Origin of the sequence: Veillonella parvula, from assembly GCF_040097785.1 — a bacterium.
GTDB classification, from domain to species: domain Bacteria; phylum Bacillota; class Negativicutes; order Veillonellales; family Veillonellaceae; genus Veillonella; species Veillonella parvula_D.
Genome location: NZ_JBBNNS010000003.1, coordinates 23,708 through 46,872, shown reverse-complemented (window position 1 = coordinate 46,872; position 23,165 = coordinate 23,708). Strand labels below are relative to the sequence as shown.

Annotated in this window: 23 protein-coding genes and 1 pseudogene; 2 read left to right on the top strand and 22 right to left on the bottom strand. The window is 40.3% G+C overall.

Going from position 1 to position 23,165, the window contains the following annotated elements; all coding sequences use genetic code 11:
• Positions 1–23: 23 nt before the first annotated feature.
• On the bottom strand, positions 24–452 hold the full coding sequence (locus AAA071_RS06430; RefSeq protein ID WP_024062157.1) for a VOC family protein: 429 nt from the start codon (positions 450–452) through the stop codon (positions 24–26).
• Positions 453–509: 57 nt separating this feature from the next.
• A pseudogene (locus AAA071_RS06425) lies at positions 510–901 on the bottom strand (TIGR04076 family protein).
• A gap of 329 nt (positions 902–1,230) precedes the next feature.
• Between AAA071_RS06425 and AAA071_RS06420 the strand changes: the two are divergent.
• Positions 1,231–1,578, top strand: a complete 348-nt coding sequence (locus tag AAA071_RS06420; protein ID WP_205112758.1) for a hypothetical protein — start codon at positions 1,231–1,233, stop codon at positions 1,576–1,578.
• Positions 1,579–1,710: 132 nt separating this feature from the next.
• Here AAA071_RS06420 and AAA071_RS06415 read toward each other — a convergent pair whose 3' ends face one another.
• The 17 genes from AAA071_RS06415 to AAA071_RS06335 all read right to left on the bottom strand — a co-directional run bounded on the left by AAA071_RS06415 (position 1,711) and on the right by AAA071_RS06335 (position 17,620).
• On the bottom strand, positions 1,711–2,187 hold the full coding sequence (locus tag AAA071_RS06415; protein WP_024062534.1) for an HXXEE domain-containing protein: 477 nt from the start codon (positions 2,185–2,187) through the stop codon (positions 1,711–1,713).
• A gap of 49 nt (positions 2,188–2,236) precedes the next feature.
• A complete protein-coding gene (locus AAA071_RS06410) occupies positions 2,237–2,863 on the bottom strand; it encodes a GyrI-like domain-containing protein (protein ID WP_302132035.1) in 627 nt (208 codons plus the stop codon).
• A gap of 77 nt (positions 2,864–2,940) precedes the next feature.
• Positions 2,941–4,068 (bottom strand): ATP-binding protein, encoded by a 1,128-nt coding sequence (locus AAA071_RS06405; protein ID WP_316581613.1) that lies wholly within the window; start codon positions 4,066–4,068, stop codon positions 2,941–2,943.
• Between the two features lie 14 nt (positions 4,069–4,082).
• Entirely contained in the window at positions 4,083–4,814 is a 732-nt protein-coding gene (locus AAA071_RS06400; protein WP_316581614.1) for a helicase HerA domain-containing protein, read from the bottom strand.
• Positions 4,807–5,976, bottom strand: coding sequence for an SIR2 family protein (locus tag AAA071_RS06395; protein WP_278452013.1), 1,170 nt, complete (start codon positions 5,974–5,976; stop codon positions 4,807–4,809). The genes AAA071_RS06400 and AAA071_RS06395 overlap by 8 nt, the downstream gene beginning before the upstream one ends.
• Positions 5,977–6,107: 131 nt before the next feature.
• Complete coding sequence (locus AAA071_RS06390) at positions 6,108–6,848, bottom strand: ABC transporter ATP-binding protein (protein WP_024062517.1); 741 nt, start codon at positions 6,846–6,848, stop codon at positions 6,108–6,110.
• A gap of 1 nt (position 6,849) precedes the next feature.
• Positions 6,850–7,617 (bottom strand): ABC transporter ATP-binding protein, encoded by a 768-nt coding sequence (locus tag AAA071_RS06385; protein WP_278452014.1) that lies wholly within the window; start codon positions 7,615–7,617, stop codon positions 6,850–6,852.
• Positions 7,610–9,124, bottom strand: a complete 1,515-nt coding sequence (locus AAA071_RS06380; protein WP_302132031.1) for an ABC transporter substrate-binding protein — start codon at positions 9,122–9,124, stop codon at positions 7,610–7,612. Before AAA071_RS06380 ends, AAA071_RS06385 begins: the two co-directional genes overlap by 8 nt.
• A gap of 64 nt (positions 9,125–9,188) precedes the next feature.
• Positions 9,189–9,998 carry an ABC transporter permease gene (locus AAA071_RS06375; protein WP_128114099.1) on the bottom strand — a complete coding sequence of 270 codons (810 nt, stop codon included), beginning with the start codon at positions 9,996–9,998 and terminating at the stop codon, positions 9,189–9,191.
• Positions 9,991–10,941, bottom strand: a complete 951-nt coding sequence (locus AAA071_RS06370; RefSeq protein WP_278452016.1) for an ABC transporter permease — start codon at positions 10,939–10,941, stop codon at positions 9,991–9,993. Before AAA071_RS06370 ends, AAA071_RS06375 begins: the two co-directional genes overlap by 8 nt.
• Before the next feature lie 246 nt (positions 10,942–11,187).
• Positions 11,188–11,775, bottom strand: a complete 588-nt coding sequence (locus AAA071_RS06365; RefSeq protein ID WP_278452017.1) for a hypothetical protein — start codon at positions 11,773–11,775, stop codon at positions 11,188–11,190.
• 267 nt (positions 11,776–12,042) lie between these two features.
• Positions 12,043–12,804, bottom strand: coding sequence for an SDR family NAD(P)-dependent oxidoreductase (locus tag AAA071_RS06360; RefSeq protein ID WP_118091135.1), 762 nt, complete (start codon positions 12,802–12,804; stop codon positions 12,043–12,045).
• A gap of 112 nt (positions 12,805–12,916) precedes the next feature.
• Positions 12,917–13,675, bottom strand: coding sequence for an SDR family NAD(P)-dependent oxidoreductase (locus AAA071_RS06355; protein WP_123138306.1), 759 nt, complete (start codon positions 13,673–13,675; stop codon positions 12,917–12,919).
• A gap of 367 nt (positions 13,676–14,042) precedes the next feature.
• Entirely contained in the window at positions 14,043–15,044 is a 1,002-nt protein-coding gene (locus AAA071_RS06350) for an electron transfer flavoprotein subunit alpha/FixB family protein (protein WP_024061032.1), read from the bottom strand.
• Complete coding sequence (locus AAA071_RS06345; RefSeq protein WP_227037488.1) at positions 15,044–16,033, bottom strand: electron transfer flavoprotein subunit beta/FixA family protein; 990 nt, start codon at positions 16,031–16,033, stop codon at positions 15,044–15,046. Before AAA071_RS06345 ends, AAA071_RS06350 begins: the two co-directional genes overlap by 1 nt.
• Before the next feature lie 4 nt (positions 16,034–16,037).
• Complete coding sequence (locus tag AAA071_RS06340) at positions 16,038–16,316, bottom strand: ferredoxin family protein (protein WP_008715118.1); 279 nt, start codon at positions 16,314–16,316, stop codon at positions 16,038–16,040.
• The gene (locus tag AAA071_RS06335; RefSeq protein ID WP_105086790.1) at positions 16,313–17,620 is read right to left on the bottom strand and encodes an FAD-dependent oxidoreductase; all 1,308 of its coding nucleotides are present in this window, start codon (positions 17,618–17,620) and stop codon (positions 16,313–16,315) included. The genes AAA071_RS06340 and AAA071_RS06335 overlap by 4 nt, the downstream gene beginning before the upstream one ends.
• A 388-nt stretch (positions 17,621–18,008) precedes the next feature.
• Here AAA071_RS06335 and AAA071_RS06330 point away from each other — a divergent pair, with 388 nt between their 5' ends.
• On the top strand, positions 18,009–18,470 hold the full coding sequence (locus AAA071_RS06330) for an ArsR/SmtB family transcription factor (RefSeq protein WP_349234089.1): 462 nt from the start codon (positions 18,009–18,011) through the stop codon (positions 18,468–18,470).
• 157 nt (positions 18,471–18,627) lie between these two features.
• On the opposite strand, the gene AAA071_RS06325 is transcribed toward AAA071_RS06330, so the two are convergent.
• From AAA071_RS06325 to AAA071_RS06315, 3 genes are all read right to left on the bottom strand, one after another.
• A complete protein-coding gene (locus AAA071_RS06325) occupies positions 18,628–19,950 on the bottom strand; it encodes a pyridoxal phosphate-dependent aminotransferase (RefSeq protein WP_119562512.1) in 1,323 nt (440 codons plus the stop codon).
• A gap of 411 nt (positions 19,951–20,361) precedes the next feature.
• Positions 20,362–22,230, bottom strand: a complete 1,869-nt coding sequence (locus tag AAA071_RS06320) for a TonB-dependent receptor plug domain-containing protein (protein ID WP_278617697.1) — start codon at positions 22,228–22,230, stop codon at positions 20,362–20,364.
• Positions 22,231–22,252: 22 nt separating this feature from the next.
• The gene (locus AAA071_RS06315; protein WP_349234088.1) at positions 22,253–23,164 is read right to left on the bottom strand and encodes an ABC transporter substrate-binding protein; all 912 of its coding nucleotides are present in this window, start codon (positions 23,162–23,164) and stop codon (positions 22,253–22,255) included.
• Position 23,165 lies beyond the last annotated feature (1 nt).

Genomic DNA, 23,165 nt, shown 5'->3' with positions numbered 1-23,165 from the left:
ACACGCCTGAGCAAGATTAACTACTAAAATTTCAATAATCCCTTTTCATCAAACTTAAAGTTTGGACCCCATGCAACTTCCCAGTAATATCCATCTGGATCAGCAAAATATGCATGATAACCACCCCAAAAAACATCTTGTGGTTCTTTTACAATTTTCCCCCCAGTATTTCGTACTAATTCAATGACATTATCAACATCTTCTTTATGTTCAACATTATAAGCTAATGTAATTCCGGCAAATCCATTTCCCGCTGGTGGATTATTTTCATCAATATCTTTTGCTAATTGTTCCAAAGGAAATAGTTCAAATTTTGTCCCTGCCGTATCAAAAAATATTACTGGCGGATTATTTTCTTTACAGTCAGTCTTATATCCTAAACCATCTCTATAGAACTTTATTGATTTTTCCATGTCTCTAACACCTAAACATATGCAAGTTATCTTATTCATTACTACCTCCATAAGTTCAAATTACATTAATCAGATAAACTAGAAGTTATCAATATCTTATTCGTAATTAACTCGCTCGATTTTGAAGATTACCGGACGTGTACCATCTGAACAGCAGGTAATCATTTCATTTTCGTTTTTCATCCAGCCTTTCATAATAGAACCGCCTTGTAAACAGTGTAAATATAACGTGAAATAGCATTCCATGCTTCCGAGCAAAACGGCATTTTCGGACCACCAGCAATAGTATCCTTGTTACCGTTCGTTTTAACCAATGTGTTCAATCCCATATGCCAAAAGTCATCCCACTCATCGTCACGGTAAAAAACGAACTCGTCACCCACATTATAACAAGGACAGACACCAGAAACAGGATCTGCACAGTATTGCTGTTGTAGTTCAGGATATAACTTTTTGTCTAAAACTGTTACTTTTACTTTATGTTTCATTATCTTTTCCTCCTAAAATTCTAATTTGTTTATGACTATCTGATTCTATCTTTCATTCAGTAAAGCTACGTTTTCAATAAAGCTACGATTTCAATATAGATACATTGCGCCAATTTTTGGTATTCGGCTTTTATTATTAAATTATATCAAAAAATTTTCTCAGTAATCATCACAAATCTATCACATTTGATAGTATCTATCGCAAATCATTCTACTATTCAAAATTATGGTAGGTGCTATAATGAACTCAAGAAAAGGAACAGATGCTCATACGATACTAAATGCACTATTCCAAAGCTATAGTTAGTAGTTATATAAAGGAGACTATCATGACACATACACAAGTAAAAGAACTCGTTCAAGCTTTATTAGATGCACCTACAAGCAATCCAACATTAAAAGAATTCGCTCAATCTTGGATCAATGCAGAAGGCAAACCTGAACAAGAAGCACTTACAAAACAACTCGTATCCGTTGCGGAGCAAAACATTGCACTCATCGACGAAACAATCGGCTTTGCAGGCTCTGAACTTGGTACACAAATTCTTGGTGCAGAAGGCGCAGCTAATCTATTACAACACGCTAAAGACATTAAGGCAAAAGGCGCTGAATTCTGTGACTGCCCGGGATGCATAGCATGTAAACACGTTATCGATTTGAAAGCAGAAATTGCATAATAGTATATTACCTATTAAGAGGTCATCGACACACTGTTGATGACCTTTTTATATGCCGAAAGCGGCCCCTCATGGAGAAGCCGCTTTATTTAACAATATGTCTATTATCTGTGAAAGCTTTCCGTTCACAGTCTAATCAGATGGTTTTTGTAACGTCTGTAATATTTTAAAACTCACCGCAATGTTTACAAGGATAAGCAGCAATGTTATGAACGAATACGCCAAAAGCCAATAGTTTGCCGATACCGCATCATAGATTCGGCAAGTACAATAACCGGCCGTGATGATACCACTAAGAACGCCCGGTATATACTGTCGCAGGAAAATACTTTGGAATATATGCCCAATCACATGGTATATATACGCTATGATGACGGTGATGTAAATGTCGAAGCTTTCAAAATAAATACTCAAGCCCAGCACAATCAACAGGAGTATGAATTCCTGACAGACGATGGCATTGAATCTGAACGGTGTAAAAGCGGACGCTAAAAATTGCTGTTGTAGTTTTGGATTTCTTCGCATAAATTTCGGAAATAAAAGAATCTCCTCAAATTCGTGCAACATAAAAATGCTCGGGAATAATAAGAAAAAACTATTCAGATCCATAAGGCGCCTCCTTCATAAATCCGATTAAGTTTAATATGACAGCTTTATACTATCCCTTTTTCACTTGCACGCGCAGTACAGTCTTCAATTTTGCAGGCTCCACCTTTCGTGCATCGGACAAGTAGATTTCCCGATGCCACTCGTCGTTAACACGTTGCAAGTTATAAGCAGTACATAATTCATCTACTTTCATAAACGATTCCGGTTCATTGTCATAAGGTCCGATATGCAATATCTGTACGCAGTCACCATCCTCTATCGATTCAAGTCGAACGTCCTTAAATCGAGGCAACGATTTTTTCTTGGACACATTAATAATGGCCGCCTCCAACACGTCAGGAGTCACAAAATCAGGTTGTCTGATCATCACCCGATATTGCAAATTATTCTTATCAAATTGCTTCGTATGCTCAATCTGCTTCCAGAGCGCCTCCAGCGGATACACGGTGTAATCAAAGTACCCATCCGGCGTCACGCCCTTTTTCGGCAACATCTTTATTCCGTAGGACAACGAATATAACGCCTCGATATCATCGGCAAAGGCCGCATGATTAGGATTCCCTACGCCGTCCAGCACGAGGAACTTCATGCTCGGCACCATAACCTGCACCGCCTGCTGCTTCGGACAATACAATTCCTTTTCGTGCTTACGCCATTCATGCTTTACTGCTGTCATAATCAGACCTCTCTTTCTGAAAGATAACATATGATTTCTTTTATGATAAGAGAGGATTGTGAAGAAAGATTAAAAAATTATTCAGTACTCGGTGTAAATCGCCATAGATTATCTAAATCTGCACTCTCACTCTTTGGAGCTCTATCTTTTTCTAATGGTTCTATTTGAATCAGTAAAGGCATATCAAAACTAGTACCACTAATAATACATTGTCCCGCAGCTAACGTAGGTAATTGACTCCTAGAAATCGAGTCTAACGAACTAACTGAGCTTGCTATCATACGTAAATCTTGTTCATTAACTAACCGATGAATAAAGTTATTATGAAGTTGAGATATAATTGTAGATGATATATCTGCTGGTCTCTGACTTGCTATAGTTAAATAAACCCCAAACTTTCTTCCCTCTTTGATAATTTCTTCAAACGTTTCAAGACGATAATCTTTCCAACTCTCTGACTCTCTATTTGAAGATTCAGATAAAATATTATGGGCCTCATCAATTATCAAATGAATAGTTTTTTCAATAGTTTCATTTTGACGAGAAAGTTCTTTATGACTATCATATAATGACTTACAAAGTAAAAGTGGAATAGTTTTCTTTGCATCAATATTACAGTTTTTTAATGATATAACATTGATAGTTTTCCATTCAGAATTTGATATATCAACCTCAATAATCTTATCAATCCAATTTGAATTCGCTTCAATCCTATTCATTAACGGACTAATATGATCATACTGAACTCTTCCATATGATATTCCATATATCATTTGACAATAAACTGCAACTTTTAACTTATCCGTAAGACTTAATTCACAATTATCAACCAAACTATTTATCGCCGATTCAAATGAAGTTCGTTCATTTTTAACTTTGGATTTTACCTCAGACTTATTAAAATATATGCCATCTATACAATATGTATCAAATCGCCAAGATGCCTTTAGCCATAGCCAAAATTCTTGATGACTAGGCATCCTTGATTCATTATCAATTTGATCTAATGACAACCCAAGCACTTCTAAACATTTAAGCAATAGAGTTAAACTTTCTTTATTATTATTACAAGAAAAAACATTATAAAATGCAGATCCTATACCAGATACGAGTTTTTCTTTTGTAACCCCCTGACTCTCATCAAAAAAATATTTAACTGCATTATTTAAAAAAGGTTTTTGAGTTTTTTCTGTTGCTGCATACAAAATACTTAAAGTTTCTATATCCCAAAACTTTTCTTCAGAAATTCGAATTTTATCACTGGTATAACGACGTTGAGTTGATAATTCAAGTTTTTTTTATTACTTGAAAATATTAAATCATCAGTATATTCACCATTAAAATCAAGAACAAAAAATTGACTTTTTGCTAAATTAATTTTTCCTTTTATATCTAAATCAAATATACTAGAAAATACTTTAGCAAGTGTATTTGACTTTCCACTACCAGTATTACCAAAAATACCTATATGTGTATTAAATAGTTTTCTCCATGGTAACCGAATTGAAACTCCCTCAGCAACAGTCTTACCAATAAAAATACTCTTATATTTATTACTATCTAATTGATAACCACCTGTTAATATATGTGAAATTTCACTTTGAGTTAATAATACTACTTCATTAAAAATCATAGGAAACAATCTTTGACCTAACTCAAAGCGCCCATTATAAATCGTTCCTACAATAGAAATTTCTAAAATACGTTCAAAGCGATCCACCAAGTATTTCATATTATTGGGGTTATTGCTCTTATCTTGCGAATACTCTTTTTCAACTCGGCCAATTATTTTATGAGATCCACGAATAATTCCTATATAACTTCCAACAGATACACCATTATAATATTCACCATTATGATGAAACATTTCTAGATTAGATTGATCATTCATAAGGATAGAAATCTTTGTTCCATCTATACTTATTACATTCCCTACAACATAGCTAATCATTAGCATTCTCCCCACTACAATCTATCAGCTGAAGTAAATATGAGTAATCTCCCTTTTTATTGATTATGTGCTCGGGTAAAAACACAATATTTTTATAATTTCTGAATTTTTCCTTCAAGTTATCCTGAGATGATTTACTATATGAAAGAATAAAAACCTGTAACTCTGGATTAGACAAAGATCTTTCAAAAATAGATTTGATATGTTCATCGGCAAAAGAAAATCCAAAAACAATTAATATTGACTGTTTCTTCTCTAACTCATAACTAAATGCCCTAATCATTTGATAATAATGTTGCTCTAAAACAGTATCATGAAATTTGTATTTATTAGGGTTTATAATAGCAAGTCTTTTATACTTCTCATAAAATGATTCTAACAGACCAAAGTTTAGAGGAAATAATAATTCTAATTCTCCCCTAATATCAATCTGATTGAAGTTATTAATAAAGGTTTCAAGATTGCTATTATATGCTTTCTTTAATAATAATTCTATATTATCTATAGTAAAGCCTAGATTATCGGCAACTTTATTGATTTCTTTTAGAGTTTCTTTCGGTAACTCTACCTTAATCTTATCATTTTCTTGTGTCCAAGATACTGATCCATGCATTTTAAATAAATTTATAGTTGGGATTTCTCTAATATAACGATCGTAATATCCACTATGAGAAACATTTAAATTATAGTTTTTACTATCTATATATCTACAAAATACACCTCTTGCACCATCATTAAAATATATTAAAGAATTATCTTGAATATACTTATCCAACGTCCATTCAAACATCAAATCATAATTTGTTGTAAATATATTGACACGCTTAGGTCGCTCACTACCTTCAGTTTGCAAAAAATGAGTAATAGCAGAAATAAACCTTTTATAATTAACTTTTACTTTCTGCTTTTCCGACTCTTCATCTCCATAAGACTCATCATCCATTACTTTAATCCACTTTAAAAAATAATAAAGATAAAGTATGTTCCTTCTCTCTTCAAATAGTGAATGGTGACTAATAATATCTTCAAGTGAACACTCATCATTACCAATAATCTCTGTAGGTAATGATAATGTTGGATACAATGGTGTACTAGCACCAGCTCCAATTAAAAAATTAATATTTTTCCCTCTAATCAATCTCTCAAAATCTTCACTCTTCATAATCAAACCTCCCACATAACCCCAACTAAATATAAATACAAAAAATTTTATATACTATATAGTGTATGACTTTTCTTTATAAATCTCAATATAAGTAAAAGCCCCTGTTCCAAACAGAGGCTCTTTGTTTTCTACACACTCGCTTCCACTAGTGCTTGTGTATACGGGTGTACCGCTTCTTTGAGTCGTTTAGATTCAATGGTTTCTACGATGTGTCCGTCCTTCATAACCATGATTCGGTCTGTTACGGCTTGTAAAAGCCCGATGTCATGGCTGACGAACACGTAGCCGAAGGGTTGTTCCTTATGTAGCTTTTGTAATAAATCAAGTACTAGTTTTTGATTCACCGCATCAAGAGCTGATGTAGGTTCATCGAAGAGTACTAGTTTTGGATGCATCAGCATGATTCGTGCTAGTACAACACGTTGCAGTTGACCACCACTTACTTCATGAGGATACTTCTGAACAATCGATTCCGGTAGATCCACGTGTTGAATCCATTTGCGGATATCTTCCTTCGCTCCGGCCATGTCCATAAGACCATAGTTAATGTACGGCTCAAGTAGAAAGGCTTCCAAGTTCATCCGTGGCGGAATAATCGCCAACGGATTTTGAAACATCATCTGCAGCGAGCGATATATTTCCGTATGGTTTTGAATCTGTGATATATCTTCGTCGAAGAGTCGCAATGTACCCGATGTAGGTTTTTCTAGCATCGCCATGAGTCTAAGGAGTGTACTTTTACCGGAACCGCTACCGCCGGCGATGCCTACCCGCTCATATTCAGCAATGGTAAAGAATACATCCTCAACAGCATGCACCGTGTGATTATGGTTCATATAATATTTACATATATGCTCAGCTTGTATCATATTACACCACTTTCATCACGGAATCCAACAGTATACGTGTATAGTCATCTTTAGGATGCGCCATTACCTCTTCGGTAGCGCCCATTTCAACAAGGTGCCCTTTATTCATCACACCGATGCGGTCCGCAATGCGCGCAGCCGCCTTGATGTTATGGGTCACCAGAATCACGGTTGCCCCGAGGGCCTGTGTTACTTCTTTCAGCAAGTCCAATACCGACGATTGCACCAGCATATCTAAAGCACTGGTCGGCTCATCAGCAAATACAATGTCCGGTTTCAGAATCAGGCTTAACGCAATCGCCAAGCGTTGTTGCATACCGCCGCTCAGTTGGAACGGATAGGATTGTAGAATACGTTCCCCTTCCGTCAAGTGGACGAGCTGTAACATATGCAGTACGCGATTCACATCATACGATTCATCATGGGCGCGCAGCAAGTCTTTGAAATGGTTTTCCACAGTACGAGCCGGGTTCAAATAGGCACTGGGATTCTGAAAAATCATCGACGTACTCATGCCGCGCATTTGTCGCCAATCCTTATCGCTCAACGTCGTAACATCCGCGCCGTTCAGCAAAATTTGACCACTTATGGTAGCTTTCTTCAGTATACCGAAGGCGGCGCGAATCAACGTCGATTTCCCGGAGCCACTTTCACCAACGATGGCAAATACCTCACCGGTGCGCACGGAAAAGGATACATCGCGTACGGCCTGTTCCGCACCGTATGAAATTGATACATTGTCAAATACTATGCAATCAGATTTATTCAATAGTAGAATCCTTTGTTAATAAGTAGTAATCGATCGGATGTACTGGCACATTTTTAACCTTGGATGTGGAAACCACATTCGCAGCAGGGTACAACAAATAGATATCAGCCACATCGTCAAGCAAAATGGACTGTACTTGTTTAGCCACGTTCGTCCGTTCATTTTGATCGAATGTAACCGCCAACTTGTCGATTAATGCATCTACTTGAGGATTGTTATAACCACCCACATTGGCTTTAGAACCGGATTTATAGAACAGGCTGAGGAACCAGTAAGGATCGTTTGTGGACATGGTCACCACATTGCGTTCCACCAAATCAAATGCGTCTACGCCGAGGGTATCCACTTCATTAGGACTTTGCAATTTTCTGAGTTCTACTGCGATGCCCGCCTCTTTCAATTCTTGTTGAATTTCTTCATACATGCTTGTATCCTTGCCCCAAATTGCGAGGGTCAACTTCAATTCTTTGCCGTCTTTTGCATAGATACCGTTGCCATTCTTCACATAACCCGCTTGGGTCAATAATTCATTTGCTTTTGCAAGGTCAGTAACTTCCTTATTTGAAAGTCCGTCATAGCCCAAGTTTGCGGAAGGAGGGAATGGAGCACCGCCTGCCAATGCACCGCCGCCTATAACTTTCGCCATCGTATCGTAATTGATGATATGAGCCACAGCGGAACGTACATTTTTATCATGTAACGGAGAGGCTTCCGTATGATTAACCTTTAACATCATTACGCGAACACCAGACACGTCTTGCATGTTGAATCCTTCTTTAAACAAGCTGCGATTAGCGGAGTCCACCTTTTGAATAACATCCACGTCTTTAGATTGTAACGCCATGGCACGCTTATTATTGTCTTCAATATCCTTTACAGTCACAGAATCAAGGCCCGGTTTGCCGCCCCAATAGTCGGCGAATGCCGTTAACTCGATGCTTTCACCCTTTGTGAAAGAAGTAATTTTGTACGGACCTGTGAGAACCGGTTTAGACGCCACATCTTTGAGATCCGCTGTATCCATGATAACGAATGCAGGTTCAGTCAAGCTGGACAATAAGGAGCCATTAGGTTCCGTAGTTTTAATGATCAAATTTTGACCATCAACGGTAATGGATTCGATTTTAACTGCCTTCGCAGAGCGAGGGCTTTGTTTCATCGTATACTCGATGGACTCTTTTACCTTTTGAGGTGTCATCGCAGTACCATTGTGGAATTTTACATTTTCTCTGATATGGAATTTCCATGTAGTGGGATCAATATTTTCCCAGGAATCAGCTAATTGTCCAGTAAATTTCATATCTGGTGTCACTGTAGCCAAGGTTTCCCCTGCCCCGATACGTGTCAAGGTCCACGCATCCCATTCATGCGTCGGATCTAATGTTTCACCGAACCAATATAAGCCGACATTCAGATGCTTGCCTTGTTTAGCCGTATCATTGCCGCAGCCCACCAAGAGAGCCACCATACACAGCATGGATACACATGCTAATAACCAACGTTTCATAAATACTCCTTTTCACACCTCATTGTGATGAGGCTTTCACTAAAAACATTCATATTGTATACGGTCATCGTGATACATCGAGGGCATCACGCAACGCATCACCAATATAGTTAAACAGAACAACGGTAATAAAAATCGCAAGCCCCGGATAGATTAATAGCCAAGGCGCGGTTTGCAGAAAATCACGGGAGCTCAACAGGATCGCGCCCCATTCAGGGTCAGGCGGTTGCACACCGATGCCGATAAGCGAGAAACTGGCCACCAGAATGATGGCATCCCCTAAATGTTGAATAATGACAATTAATAGCGGCGGCAGCACATTCGGCAGAATGTAACGCCATAAAATACGAATCCTCGAAGCGCCGGACATGCGAGCAAAGGTAATATACTCGGCATGGCGTTCGATATGGACGAGCCCCCTCGTGATGCGCGCATATTCCGCCCATTTAGTAATGCACAGCGAGATGATCACATTCGTTATACTTGGTCCCATGATACCGATGAAAGCAATGGCGATCACCATATTCGGAAATCCCAGCACCAAATCAATCAATCGCGACAGCCAACGGTCAATGCGCGGCGTAGAGAATCCCGCCAATCCGCCGATAACGATGCCTATCGCTCCGCTGATGCCGATGATGGTGAAAGCAATCCACAACGACGCCTTCCCGCCATAAAGAATGCGAGACCACACATCGCGGCCCAACTGATCAGTTCCGAGCCAATGAGTGCTGCTGATATCCTGCAACCTATCGGCTACATTCGTCGCCTCCGGATTATAAGGCGCGATGTACGGAGCGCAGAGGAAAAATACAATCCACAATACTGCCAGTACAAGCATGATATATAGGCCATAAGGCTTTCGTCTATTCATAAGAGCCTCCTTGTATAGCGGCTCTTCGTTTCGGATTAAGCCAGATACTCAATACATCGATGATGATGTTGATTACGATGAACACCAATGTAATCCAGATGATATAGCCCTGCATCAATACATAATCACGGGCGGTTATGCCCTGTACCATCATATAGCCTATGCCTTTGATGGAGAACACCGTTTCAATAACTGCGGAGCCGCCTAACATGGCCCCCATCGTAACGCCCATCATAGGTAATAACATAAGACCTACATGAGGGAAGATATAGCGACAATATACCATCCACTCCGGCAGACCGAGAGCTCTGGCCCCCTGTACAAAGGGCTGTTTCTCAACCTCCAGAATAGCATTGCGCAGACGGCGAATGTATAAGCCGCAAATCCAAAGAGCAATCGTCAAGGCCGGCAGTATATACACGGTAAAGCCCTTTGTATTCGTCACCGATACAAGCTGCAGCTTCACGCCGAATAAATACAATAGCAAGAGACCTACCCAGAACCCCGGAATCGCCAAGGCGAAGAACGTAAATAGCCGAATCACATGATCGCCCCAGGAATCCTGATACCGTGCCGACAACATACCAAGCGGTATCGTTACGACTACGCCCATCAAAAGCGCCAATGATACGAGTCCCAATGTATTCGGTAGCGCTCCACCAAGAAGCGTAGCAACAGGCAGGGAATATAATATAGATTCACCGAAGTCGCCTCGCACCAGTTGTCCTAGCCAGCGTATATATTGCTGCCACCAAGGGTCATTGAGGCCCAACTGTTCTCGTATCTGTTCTACTAATACAGGATCAGGTGTAGCCCCTACTAAATTAAACTTCATCGCCACGGGATCAATGGGAGATAGTTTAATCAATACAAATGTACCGATGGTTACGACCAGTAAAATACCAATAATACTCGCCAAACGCTGTAATAATAATCGATACAATACATCACCTGCCTTCTTTTATCATAAATTAGCTATATTTCTATTTTATCAATAGTCTTTATATATATGTATACCCGCAGTGGTATATTAGAGTGATTCTCATTATGAAAGTTTTGCATACCAACAAAAACGGCCCCTCATATGAGGAGCCGTTCTATATAAAACCCTTACAGTGTCCATGCGAGCGCTTCACCACAACTCGCATGCCTATCCCATTAGGCCTGGACTTGTATATTAATTTGTATATTATTTTGTATGTTGTTTTGGAGCTACTGTATTAGCAACGATTGCTTTCGCCATGTCGCGAGTTATAGGGCGTTCGAAATACATCCCATGAGTTTGGCCGTCTTTGGTCCAACCTATGAGATATACCATTTTATTGCCACCTTTGAAAATAACCTTTGTGCCGTTTACTTTTTCATTAGCTGTTACACGAAAATCGCTATAATCGCCGCTAATATCTTCTTTTATTTCATTAGATACGCGATACACGATGCGTTTGCCTGCAGCTTGATTACGAGTAGCATCTTCACCAGCTTGGTAAACATAAACTACTTGCAATACATCCTTATCAATAGTACTTACAGATTCAATGTTATAACCTACAGGCAATACCTTAGGCATTTGAGGTGTAATGTTCATATATTTAGCCGCTTCATCTACAGTAGAAAACTCATGAAACGGGTTTGGCATGCCAACCATTGGCGCTTCTTGTTGAGCTACCACAGATTTAGGTTGATTTGGTTTTACATCAATAGTACCTTGAGCACCCGCAACAGTATAAGAACCTACACAAGCACAAGCAACAGCCATCAATACAAATTTCTTCAACATGATTATAATCTCCGCTCTTTTACATATACATCTGTACAAACACAACACATGTATTAAGAATATTATAATTTATAAATATATTTTACAAAATATTCTTTATCAAAACTTATTTTATAATTATACCCTAAATGATAGGGAATTTCAAGTAGTTATTTTTGATATAAAATCCTGAGTTCTATATTAGCTACTATACAAACATATATTCAAAATAGATGCTAAGACGCTCATCAGGAGTATCTATGTTTATATATAATCCATCCCTATCTACTATTTGGCAGCAGCTAGGTAATTAAATTTTGGCCCGCTGAGCTTAAACTCAAAGCTAGTTAAATCCACCTCGCCAACACATGCATCGCTATCATAAAGGGTGAGCAAAAAATCTGCGGTCTGTTCACTGCTATGATACTTTTCAAATGAAGCATCGTAATCAAATCCGCTTTTACCTGAAGCTACATCGCAGAACTCGCTTTTAGTAGCAGCAGGCGCTAAGATTTTAGCCTGCATTTTAGCATCTACATCCTGTGCAAGCTCATGATATAAGCCCTCTGTGAAGGCACTTACAAAAAATTTTGTGCCACAATAGGGTACTACTCCGGGCGCTAAAAAATATCCACCCACGGAGGAAACATTTATCAACTGTGTTTGTTTACATTTATAATCTCGCACGAATAAACTGGAAAGTATCGCAAGTGCAGTTACATTTAAATCTATCATTTTTACCATTTTTTGAATATCATGATTGCCCATGAATCCAAAATCACCAAAGCCTGCATTATTAATAAGTGCCTTTAACTCATAGCTTTTAAGGTCATCCCAAAGCGCTAAAACGTTTTCGCTACGCGAGAGATCACAAGGTTTTACAATAACGTCTGAATCAGGCGAAATGTTAGCAATCTCGCCTTTCAAATTTTCTAATAATTCTGCTCTACGTGCAATAACGATCAAATTTTCTCCACGGCGTGCAAAAGCTTTTGCCGTAGCTGCTCCTATGCCTGAACTTGCTCCCGTAACAACGATATACTTTTTCATTTTTTATGCCTTTCCTTTATAAATAAGAGTATCCGGCTTTATTGCACTTGCTTTGCCTCCTTAGTTAACATACGAGACCTTTACTCAGCTTCACATTAAATCATAGGATGTCTTATTTCTTATGCACCATAAACCCAGCTGCTTGTTGGTTAGCCATGATTGTGACATCAGAGATTTGTAAGCGTTTAGGTTGGTTTGTTACGTATAGTACAACATCCGCCACATCCTCAGGTTGGATCGCATCGATGCCGGCATAGACAGCTTTAGCTCTTTCCGCATCACCGTGAAAGCGAACTTCACTAAACGGAGTCTCTACGATGCCCGGTTGAATGGTTGTGACCTTAATATCCGTTGCAATCGTATCCATCCGAATACCGTCGCTCAACATCTTAACAGCCGCCTTTGTAGCACAGTAAACCGCGCCACCTGGATATGCATAAATACCAGCAGTAGAGCCCATATTCACAATATGGCCTGCATTTTTATCAATCATATAAGGTAGTACGGCTTTTGTTACATATAAAAGACCTTTCACATTCGTATCGATCATAGTCACCGCATCATCGACAGTGCTATCTTGGAAAGGATCTAAGCCTTGTGCAAGACCTGCGTTATTTACGAGGACATCAACGCCACCAAAAGCCTCAATTGCTGCTGGGACCTTGCTTTCAACATCCTCACGACTACGCACATCAAGAACCAAAGTCTCAACGCGCACGCCATACTCCTTAGACAAACGCCCCTGTACCTCAGCCAACACCTCAGCGCGACGTCCAGAAATCAAAACATTATCACCATACTTTGCATACGCCTCAGCAATACAAAGGCCAATACCAGACGTTGCACCAGTAACAAAAACATTACGAGCCATAAAAACCTCCTTATCAATCCGAACTAAATCTATACCCTAATTATACCACTTTAATATGTAATGGACTCTAGGCCACTACGCGTACCACGCTTACCTACTCCCCAAAATGACATATTGACGCATTTTAAGGTAAAACGCATAGAAATGAAAAAGGATTACCGTTCTGGAAGCGACTTTCCCTTTGTATAAATAATATGTCGGAGCATTTGTTTATAATACGCTAATATTTGAGCTCTACAGCAGCAGTAAGCCAAATAGGGATACCTATTCGAAGCCGCCTTGGGCGCTATGCGTACCCATGAAGGCTGAGGATAGGTATCCCTATGTCTTATTTAGTCTGATAAGTAGAGCTCAAATACTACATCTTTTATTTCAAATGCGCCAACATATCATTTAACACTTCCATGCAATCCCCCACTATCCCATAGTTAGCGTGTTGGAAGATTTCTGCATTTGGATCGTTGTTGATAGCCACGATTGTGTCAGCCCCAGAGATACCGCTCACGTGTTGAATAGCACCGGAAATACCGAATGCCAAGTATAGTTTAGGGCTTACAGTTTTACCTGTTTGGCCTACTTGATATGGCAATTCAATCCAACCTTTTTCAACGAGAGGACGTGTAGCACCTACAACGCCGCCGATAGCATCGGCAAGTTCGTAAAGCTTATCAAAGTTTTCTTTGGACCCCATGCCACGGCCACCTGCTACGATGATATCCGCTTCTTGAATGTTGTACCCAGCTTTGCTGAACGGAATGAAGTCAAGACGCTTCATACGGATGTCTTCAGGTTTAAGGTCGAATGGTTCAATTTGAATGCGACCCCAACTATCTGCAATACGTTCAGGCTTTTTAAATACATTAGGACGGACAGAACCCATTTGTGGGCGATGATTTGGGGAAATAATTTCAGCTAAAATATTCCCCCCCAAGGCAGGGCGTGTCCATTCTACAAGGCCTTCTTCAGTATCTACTGTCAAAATAGTACAGTCAGCTACGACGCCGTTTTTCATGCGACCAGACATACGAGGTGCTAGGTCGCGACCATTATTCGTAGCGCCAATCAAAAGAATATTAGGCTTATGGTCTTCAAAGAAGTCCGTCAAAACCTTTGTATAGCCGTCTGTTGTATAGTATTTCAAAAGAGGGCTTTCAAAAACGTGAACAATATCCGCACCATGTGCCACAAGTTCCTCCGCCTCGGATTGAACATTCTCGCCAAGCAGCATAACTTGAACGAGTTGTCCCAATTCCTTAGCAATACGGCGAGCTTGACCGATAAGTTCGTACGTAACCGGATGTACTACGTCATCGATGGTATCCGCTACGACAAAGACGTCTCTATATTCATCAAAATTTGTCACTCCCATTATCGATCACCTCCTTTGGAACCTTCTTCACCTTTAACAGCTGCTAAAACCTTAAACTCACTAGAGGATACACTTTCAACAGAGGCAGCCCGCTGCACAGGATCTTTTACATCTACGCCCTCATCATTGGTATCTACAGGCTCTTCAATCAGTTCTTCGCTGGGCACTAATAGATGAGAAAACTTTTCTGGCTTGATATTATAAGCCAATTCAAGAATTTTCTTAGCACCTTCGTCTACGGATGAAAGCATTTCTACCTTGCCCCGAAGCGGTGGTTGGTATACCTTGCGCACACGTGTAGGAGAGCCATTGAGACCAATACGGCTTTCATCAATATGCGGCATATCTCGCAATGTAATATGTGTAATCGTATATCGTTTAGCGTAAATCGAGCTCCAAAGACCGGGTTGACGAGGCTCATTGAGTTCAGCCGTAGCCGTTACCAATAGTGGCAAAGGAACTTCCACAATTTCGTAACCATTTTCATGTTCTCGTTTCACAATCGCCTTTTGGGCTGCTTGGTCTACGGATAATTCACAAGCATAGGTAGCTTGCGCCATACCTAGTTCCTCAGCAATTTGAGGCCCTACCTGAGCCGTATCACCATCGATAGCCTGCTTGCCGCAGAAAATGATTTGGAACTCACGATTCATGGTACGTTGAATATGACGAATGGCAGAGGCAATTGTATAGCTTGTCGCCAATGTATCAGCACCGCCAAACGCACGGTCTGTAATGAGCACCGCATCATCTGCACCGAGGGATAAACACTCGCGCAGTGCCGCCTCGGCTTGTGGAGGCCCCATAGTGACAACGGTTACACGGCTATCTTCATATTGATCTTTTACCGCAAGAGCTGCCTCTAACGCATGCATATCATAAGGGTTTACAATACTAGGCAGACCTGTGCGGATGAGATTATTCGTTTCTGGATCCAGCTTAATCTCAGATGTATCTGGAACCTGTTTGATACATACTAATAACTCCATACACTCACCCCTGTCTAAATTCTACGCCCTTAGCGTTACGCGGATATTTCCAAGTTTTTACGATAGTTTCGCCACAGAGAACACGGCAGGTACCGCATTCAAGGCAACCAGCAAAATCAAAGGCTAAATCGCCATTCTCTTGTAATGTATATAAACCAGCAGGACAGCCATTTACAAGTTTCATTTTCTCTTCCAGACCAAAGCCAGCGCCATCCACAATGATATGAGGAGACGTTTCATCTACATAGTATTTATTGGCGCCCAAGCGCTCTTCTAATTTCATAGGGAACGCACCCCTTTCCAAGCATCACGAATCAAGGTAACTAAACCTACATCACTTACACTACTCATCAATTTTTTCATCATTGGTACTGCCCCATCACCGTTTACAGTGAATACATCGCGCATCACATTATTCACAAGAGCTGGATACTCTTTAAATATACGAGGGTTGGATGCGAGGAAGGCAGGCATATTTTTATAAAGCTTCATGTCCTTATATAGCCAAGAATTCTTGATTTGACGTTCATACAATTTAGCAACGCGCTCCATGTTCTCATCGCGCAAGGCTACGTTAACCGCATCGGCTGCACACATGCCAGATTCGATGGCGAGGTCCATCCCACGAATGGTATACCCCAAGTTCATACACATGCGCGCTGCATCACCGACGATAACATACCCATTACCGCCCAACTTAGGCAGTGCTTTAAATCCGCCTTCTGGTACGAGATGCGCACTATGCTCCTTCAATTGACCATTTTTTAATAATGGTGCGATTCTTGGATGATTGGTGAAAGCTAACAGCATATCATCTACCGATTTAGTAGCTTTGCCGATATCTTCAAGGCCTACAACCATACCTACGGAAAGGCTGTCTTTATTCGTATAAATAAAACCACCACCTAATAGGCCATCGGTCATGTCCCCCAATGTAAGCCACGCCATCCCCTCATCGCCAGATAGCATAAGGCGATTTTCAAGATCCTCTTTTTTGAGTTTATATACCTCTTTTACCCCTACAGCCATTGTTTTTGGATCTGTAGGGCCTGTAAGACCAGCCTGTTCCAATAATAATGTATTAGAACCTTCTGCGATGACAACTAATTTTGCATATACTTCGTCATCGTGACAGCGAACCCCTATTACGCGGCGATGTTTACCTTCACCTTCGGTAATAAGCTCTGTTACCTGTACATTAGATACGAGGAGAGCCCCTTTTTTCTCTGCCTCTTCTGCTAGCCATTTATCAAATTTAGCACGCAATACTACGTAGGATTCTTCATTAGGTTCACCATCTTCGTAACTATACTCGATGGTAGTCATTTCATTACCTGTGCCTATAGAAATGCGCTCTTTTGTTACCTTTCGTTCCAACGGCGCACGGTCTCTAAAGTCCGGTACAAGACGCTCCAAAGAATGTGTATAGATGCGTCCACCCATCATATTTTTAGCACCTGGTGCGGTTCCACGTTCGATAAGTAAAACTTTTACCCTCTGCTCCGCTAAGCGTAATGCTGCCGCAGAACCCGCTGGCCCTGCGCCAACAACGATAACATCAAATGTTTCATTGCGATCAATTGCCATATACTCAGCTCCTTTAAATGAAAGCTTAGACTTACATAAGTTCATATAGTATATATATTTCTCTATTTAGAACCAAAATACCTTTAAAAATTATCACAGAAAGATGAATATATTCTATATTTTTCAGAAATATATTATAAAAGTCTCTACAGGTTGTATATATACTCATTATATATTAATACTAATGTATACTTTCCGTTCTAAATAAGTGCAATAAAATTCATCAATTCGTGAAATTTATAAGTAAGTCTAGCTTTCACGGTGAAAGTAGCGTATGATAAAAGTAGCAAAAACCCTATACGGAGCAAGACGCGTATAATACGACCGCATAATGCAAGTCCACGGTCAAGGTTGGGAACTCGTTATTTTTTAATTAAGAGGAGGCCCTATGGACCCGTTAAAAATCTTGAAAGCATTATCAAATCCGCATCGGTTAGATATTATATTGTGGCTAAAACACCCAGAGAAAGAATTCGGTGTACAAGTACACTCTAAAACTCTTATCGATTTTCCACATAGTGTGAGCGTTAAGAGCATCCAAAAGCGCTGCGGTGTATCTCAATCTTCTATTTCTACATTTATGAGCATCTTAGAGAATGCTGAACTTGTGGAATCGCGCAAAATCGACCAATATACCTATTTTCGTCGCAACGAAGAGGTTATTCACGAATTTGGCGAATGGTACAACAAAGAAGTATCCATACAGTCTGACGAAATTGACAAATTATTAGAAACGGTTATCTTAGAAGACACATCATATCCATCAATTGATGAAAGCTCCATACCTAGCGAGCAACTGGCAGTCGAAATACGTACTAAGGGACCGCAGCATGATGAAGAAAGTAAATAAAAGCCCTTCCCTACTTACCATATCTAGGGAAAAACGAAAAGAGCTATAATATTCAAAATTATAGCTCTTTTTTATGTGATACTATACCACTTATAGTATATATACAACTCATAACGTAAAAAGAGTGCCTTCCCATTTGGGAGGGCACTCTTTACTTTTATACATTTCGTTGTGCTTCGTAAGCTCTGAATAGTTTAGATAATAATTCAGGAGCCAAACGCAATAAATCTGGGTTTTCACAGAAAGACACACGCAATTGTGTTTTACCAGGGTTGTTATCGCCATTTTTACCGCTATAGAAACCATTGAGCGGTGCCATGAGAAGTGTATATTCCTTGCCGTCATCAAGGCTTACTGCACCGTGTTCGGCACACCAAGAAGCAAATTCTACACCATCAAAGCCAGGTTTTGCAACCTTTCTCACGTCGATTACAAAGTAAATAGACGCTTCAGGGCGAGACACGATAAAGTCCGGTTCTGCCTCTTTAAAACCTTTGTGGAGTTCAAAGATCATTTGACGATAGTAGTCGCGTTGTTGCTCATACCAGTTGTGCAATTGCGCATAGGACTCATGTTTCAAAGCACCAAAAATATATTGGCCCAATGTATTAGCGCTGAGGTTTGCCGTATATTCCGCAACAGATTTTTCATAACATAATTTATTATCCGTAATGATAGCTCCAATGCGAAGTCCACAAGCATTCCAAACCTTACTTGCCGTTTCAAGACTGATACGACGGCCTTCAATGCCAGGCACATCTTTATCGGTTAAGGCCCAAATGCTAGATGTTTCTTTCCCTTTTTCATAAGCTAATTCACGGTACGCTTCGTCAGAGATGATCCATAAATTATGTTTAACGCACAATTTAGTATATTCAATAAGCGTTTCTTTGCTAAATAATTGACCTGTAGGATTATCATAAGGAATGATAAGCAACGCCCCAGGTTTTGTCTCGATAATACGTTGTTCGACAGTCTCTACAGAGGGCAATTCGAACTCACCATTTTCATTGAGCTCCCGTTCTACAGTAACCGTTTTACGACCAATGCGAAGACCTACTGCATCATAGTTTGTATAAGAAGGATTGAACATCAAAAGAGGACGTTCTTCTTCGCCAGCACCACCACATACGCCGAGCATGATGATTTCCATCGCCATGGATGCACCGTCTGTTACAAGTACATCAAGCCCTGTTGTATCAAAGCCTTGGCTGCGCAAAATGTGGAGAAACGCTTCTCGACACTCATCAGTGCCCGTAGTTGGTACATATGGCACAATCCCATTATGGAACGGGCTATTGACACCGCCCAAATCAAACAACCTACGCTGCATGGCGGGATGCATAGGACGCATTACATTGCCAATAGAACCATTCACCAAGATAGGCGGGTTCTTACGTTCCAAGAATTTAATTTGTCCTAGGCGAATGCCAGACGGCTTCCGAGCCATCATATACGGCGATAATTCTGGTTGTTTCATTTCGATCCAACTCCTCTAAAAATCAACCTTCTCCATTGGAAGGTTTTGATAACTGTGAAAGTAACAAAACACTTACTATACAAGCAAATATACAAGTACATCACAAAACATAAACTATGAATACCTATAGATAGATACATAATATTATAGAGCTTTTACTATAGAAAATCTATAGTTTTATAATATATACTTATTTACCTATGCTTAATTTATTGGTTATTGAAAATAACTCTCATGGTACTTAGTGCGGTCTCAATATACCATCAAAAACTATAATAAAAATGAAAGAGCCCCACGAGAGGCTCTTTCACCATGATATAGATTACTTTTTGAAGCTATACAAATAACTACGACGTAATTGTCAATTATTAGTATAACTTTATAATCGAACCATTGCAGTAGTTATATCTATTAGATAGTCACTTCTACACCTAGACGGAAGTTGCGACCTTGACCTGGCCACCAGTCACCAGGGTTGCCCCAACGAACGTTAGATTGTTCCGCATAGTATGTATCAAAGATATTATTAACACGACCAAATACAGTAACATTTTCACGTACGCGATAGTTCGCACTAATATCAGCAAGCCAATACGTTGTGCGAGGGAAAATATTATCAGCAGGGCCTGGACGGTCGATGACACCACGAATATCTAAATGGGCATCCCATTTCGCATTGTTGTAATCGAGACCTGCATTAACAGCATGTTTAGGCACATAACCATCACGATTAGCTTTGCGTGTAGGTGTTGCATCGATATGAGTATATGTATAGCCAAGTCGTGCAGACAAATGATTGTTGATTTGTTTGCGCACTTCTGCATTCACGCCACGGGCTTTTTCTGTATCAAAATTGCGATATTGACCTGTGAATGTTGCAGGATCCGTCATAACCCAACCGATCTTATCCTTTGTACTACGGCTAAAGAAGCTGAGATTACCATTCCAAGTTTTACCGAATTTATGGTGTACACCTAAATCAAATTCATGACCTGTTTCAGGTTTCAAGTTGCGGTTACCGTTATAGCCATCGAACAATTGGTATGGTGTAGGTGCCAAGAAGTACTCTTTATACGCAGCATACACATTTGTCTTCTCATTTACATCATAGCCGAGGCTGATGGATGGAGATGTATGAGTACCGAAAGAAGAATGGTGGTCAACGCGGATACCAGGCGTTACAGTCCACTTAGGAGCAAATTTCCATTCATCTTGAATAAAGTAAGATGCGTTCGTAAGCTTCACGCCGCCCATGTTAACCACTTTATCTTGACGCCAGTCAAAGCCGACTACTACAATATGGTCTTTTGCTTTATACGTAACTTGATCACCAATACCACGAGTCTTCACATCCGTTAAGTACCCATCATATGTTGTTTTATAATGATTGTTCATCAAGTATAATTGATGGCTCCAACGATTGCTGATTTTATTGTTCCAAATCGCGCGTAAGGAGTCATTTGCTTCATTACCATAACGAATGTGATTAAGGGCACCCAAATGGTCGGAGTACATTACATCACCACGATATGTGTCGTAAGCTATTTTTACATCGTTCTTATCATTGATTGTATTGCCCACCATGAAGGATGCAGTATGGCTGTTGCCATGTTGAGGAATGCGCACGCCATGACCATCTTTGTAGGACCCAATGATATCTTTTTGTACGCCTACACGCCAGTACCAATCTTTTTTGCTACCTTCGTTTGTAATAGCGTATTGCTCTAAATCATTACTGCCACCCATTACGCGAAGTTTAGTTTGTACACCTTGCTCAGGTTTTGCAGTGATTACGTTTACTACACCACCGATGGCACCGGAACCATACAATGTAGAGCCTGCACCACGTTGAACTTCAATGCGATCAATGCTAGACATATCTTTCAAAATAGTCATCGGCGGGTTTACACCAGCTGCGCCCATATTAATGCCGTCTACCAAGTATAATACTTGGTCGGAACCATTGATGCGGAACGCATTGGAGTTCGTGTAACCTACGCCACCACCGTACGTATTAATATCTACGCCCGGTACGATGTTCAAGGCTTCGTTCATATTCGTAGCATGGCGCTCACGAATATCATCACCTGTTACTACGCCTACACTAGCTGGCACTTCTGAAAGCTGTTGTTCACTACGAGTTGCGGTAACAACAATGGTATGCGATTCTTTCGCATCCCCACCCTCAACAGCTAATACATTTGGTGCACTCAAAGTGCTACCAAATACGAGGGCTAACCCTACGTACATAGATAATCGTTGCATTCTTGATACTTTCATAAAAACCTCCACTCACATTAACCTACATACCATATATATATTGTGCCATAGAAACCATTGCCCGTGTCATAAATTGAGAATAACTCATGACCTGCGAGGAATCTACAAGGAACACACGACGATTAGCAATGGCCTTAACACCTTGCAAAGCAGGGTCAGAATAGAGCTGTTCTGCCGTTGCCGGCGTAGTACCATCCGAAGTATAGGCCACCGACGGGATGATAATAATGTCCGGATTTGCTTTAATTAAATCCTCTCTCGTTCCATTATCAAAAGGTCCTAAGCCTAATTGAGCAGCTGCATTGGTAACCTTCAGATATTTAGTCATATCATCAAAGGTTGACCCCTTGCCGCCGGTTAAACCAAATTGCGTATAAAATGCCACTACAGGGCGTTCACCGGTATGTTTATTTGCTAGTTCTTCTATAGTTTTCAGATCTGCATCCATACTAGCAATCATCTTTTCATCCGATGCATGTAAAAGACCTGCAATTTCATGAATAACAGCCTTTGCTTCTTCTACCGTAGTAGGCGTCTTATAGACGTAAACAGGAATTTGCATATTCCGCATTTCCCCAATCGCATCTGGAGATATCCAGTTTGGAACTAACACTAGATCAGGTTGTACAGAGAGCATGGATTCAGCAGTTGCTTTCACATGTTTCTCAACCTTGGCAGACTCATCAGGCACATTATTAGGCACCGTGCCAACAGCTGCCACTCGGCTCGGATCAACCAAAGATAACACAATATCCTCTGTGCTCGCAGCGATGGGAACGATGCGCTTCGGCTCGTTAGGCACCGTAACGGTTACACCTGCGCCATCCGTAACTTGATGTGTGGTGCCCGTAGTCCCTGTTTGCGTAGGACCACAGCCGACCACCAGAAGTACCATCATTAATATGGTACATATAATAGATATTCTTTGTTTCATA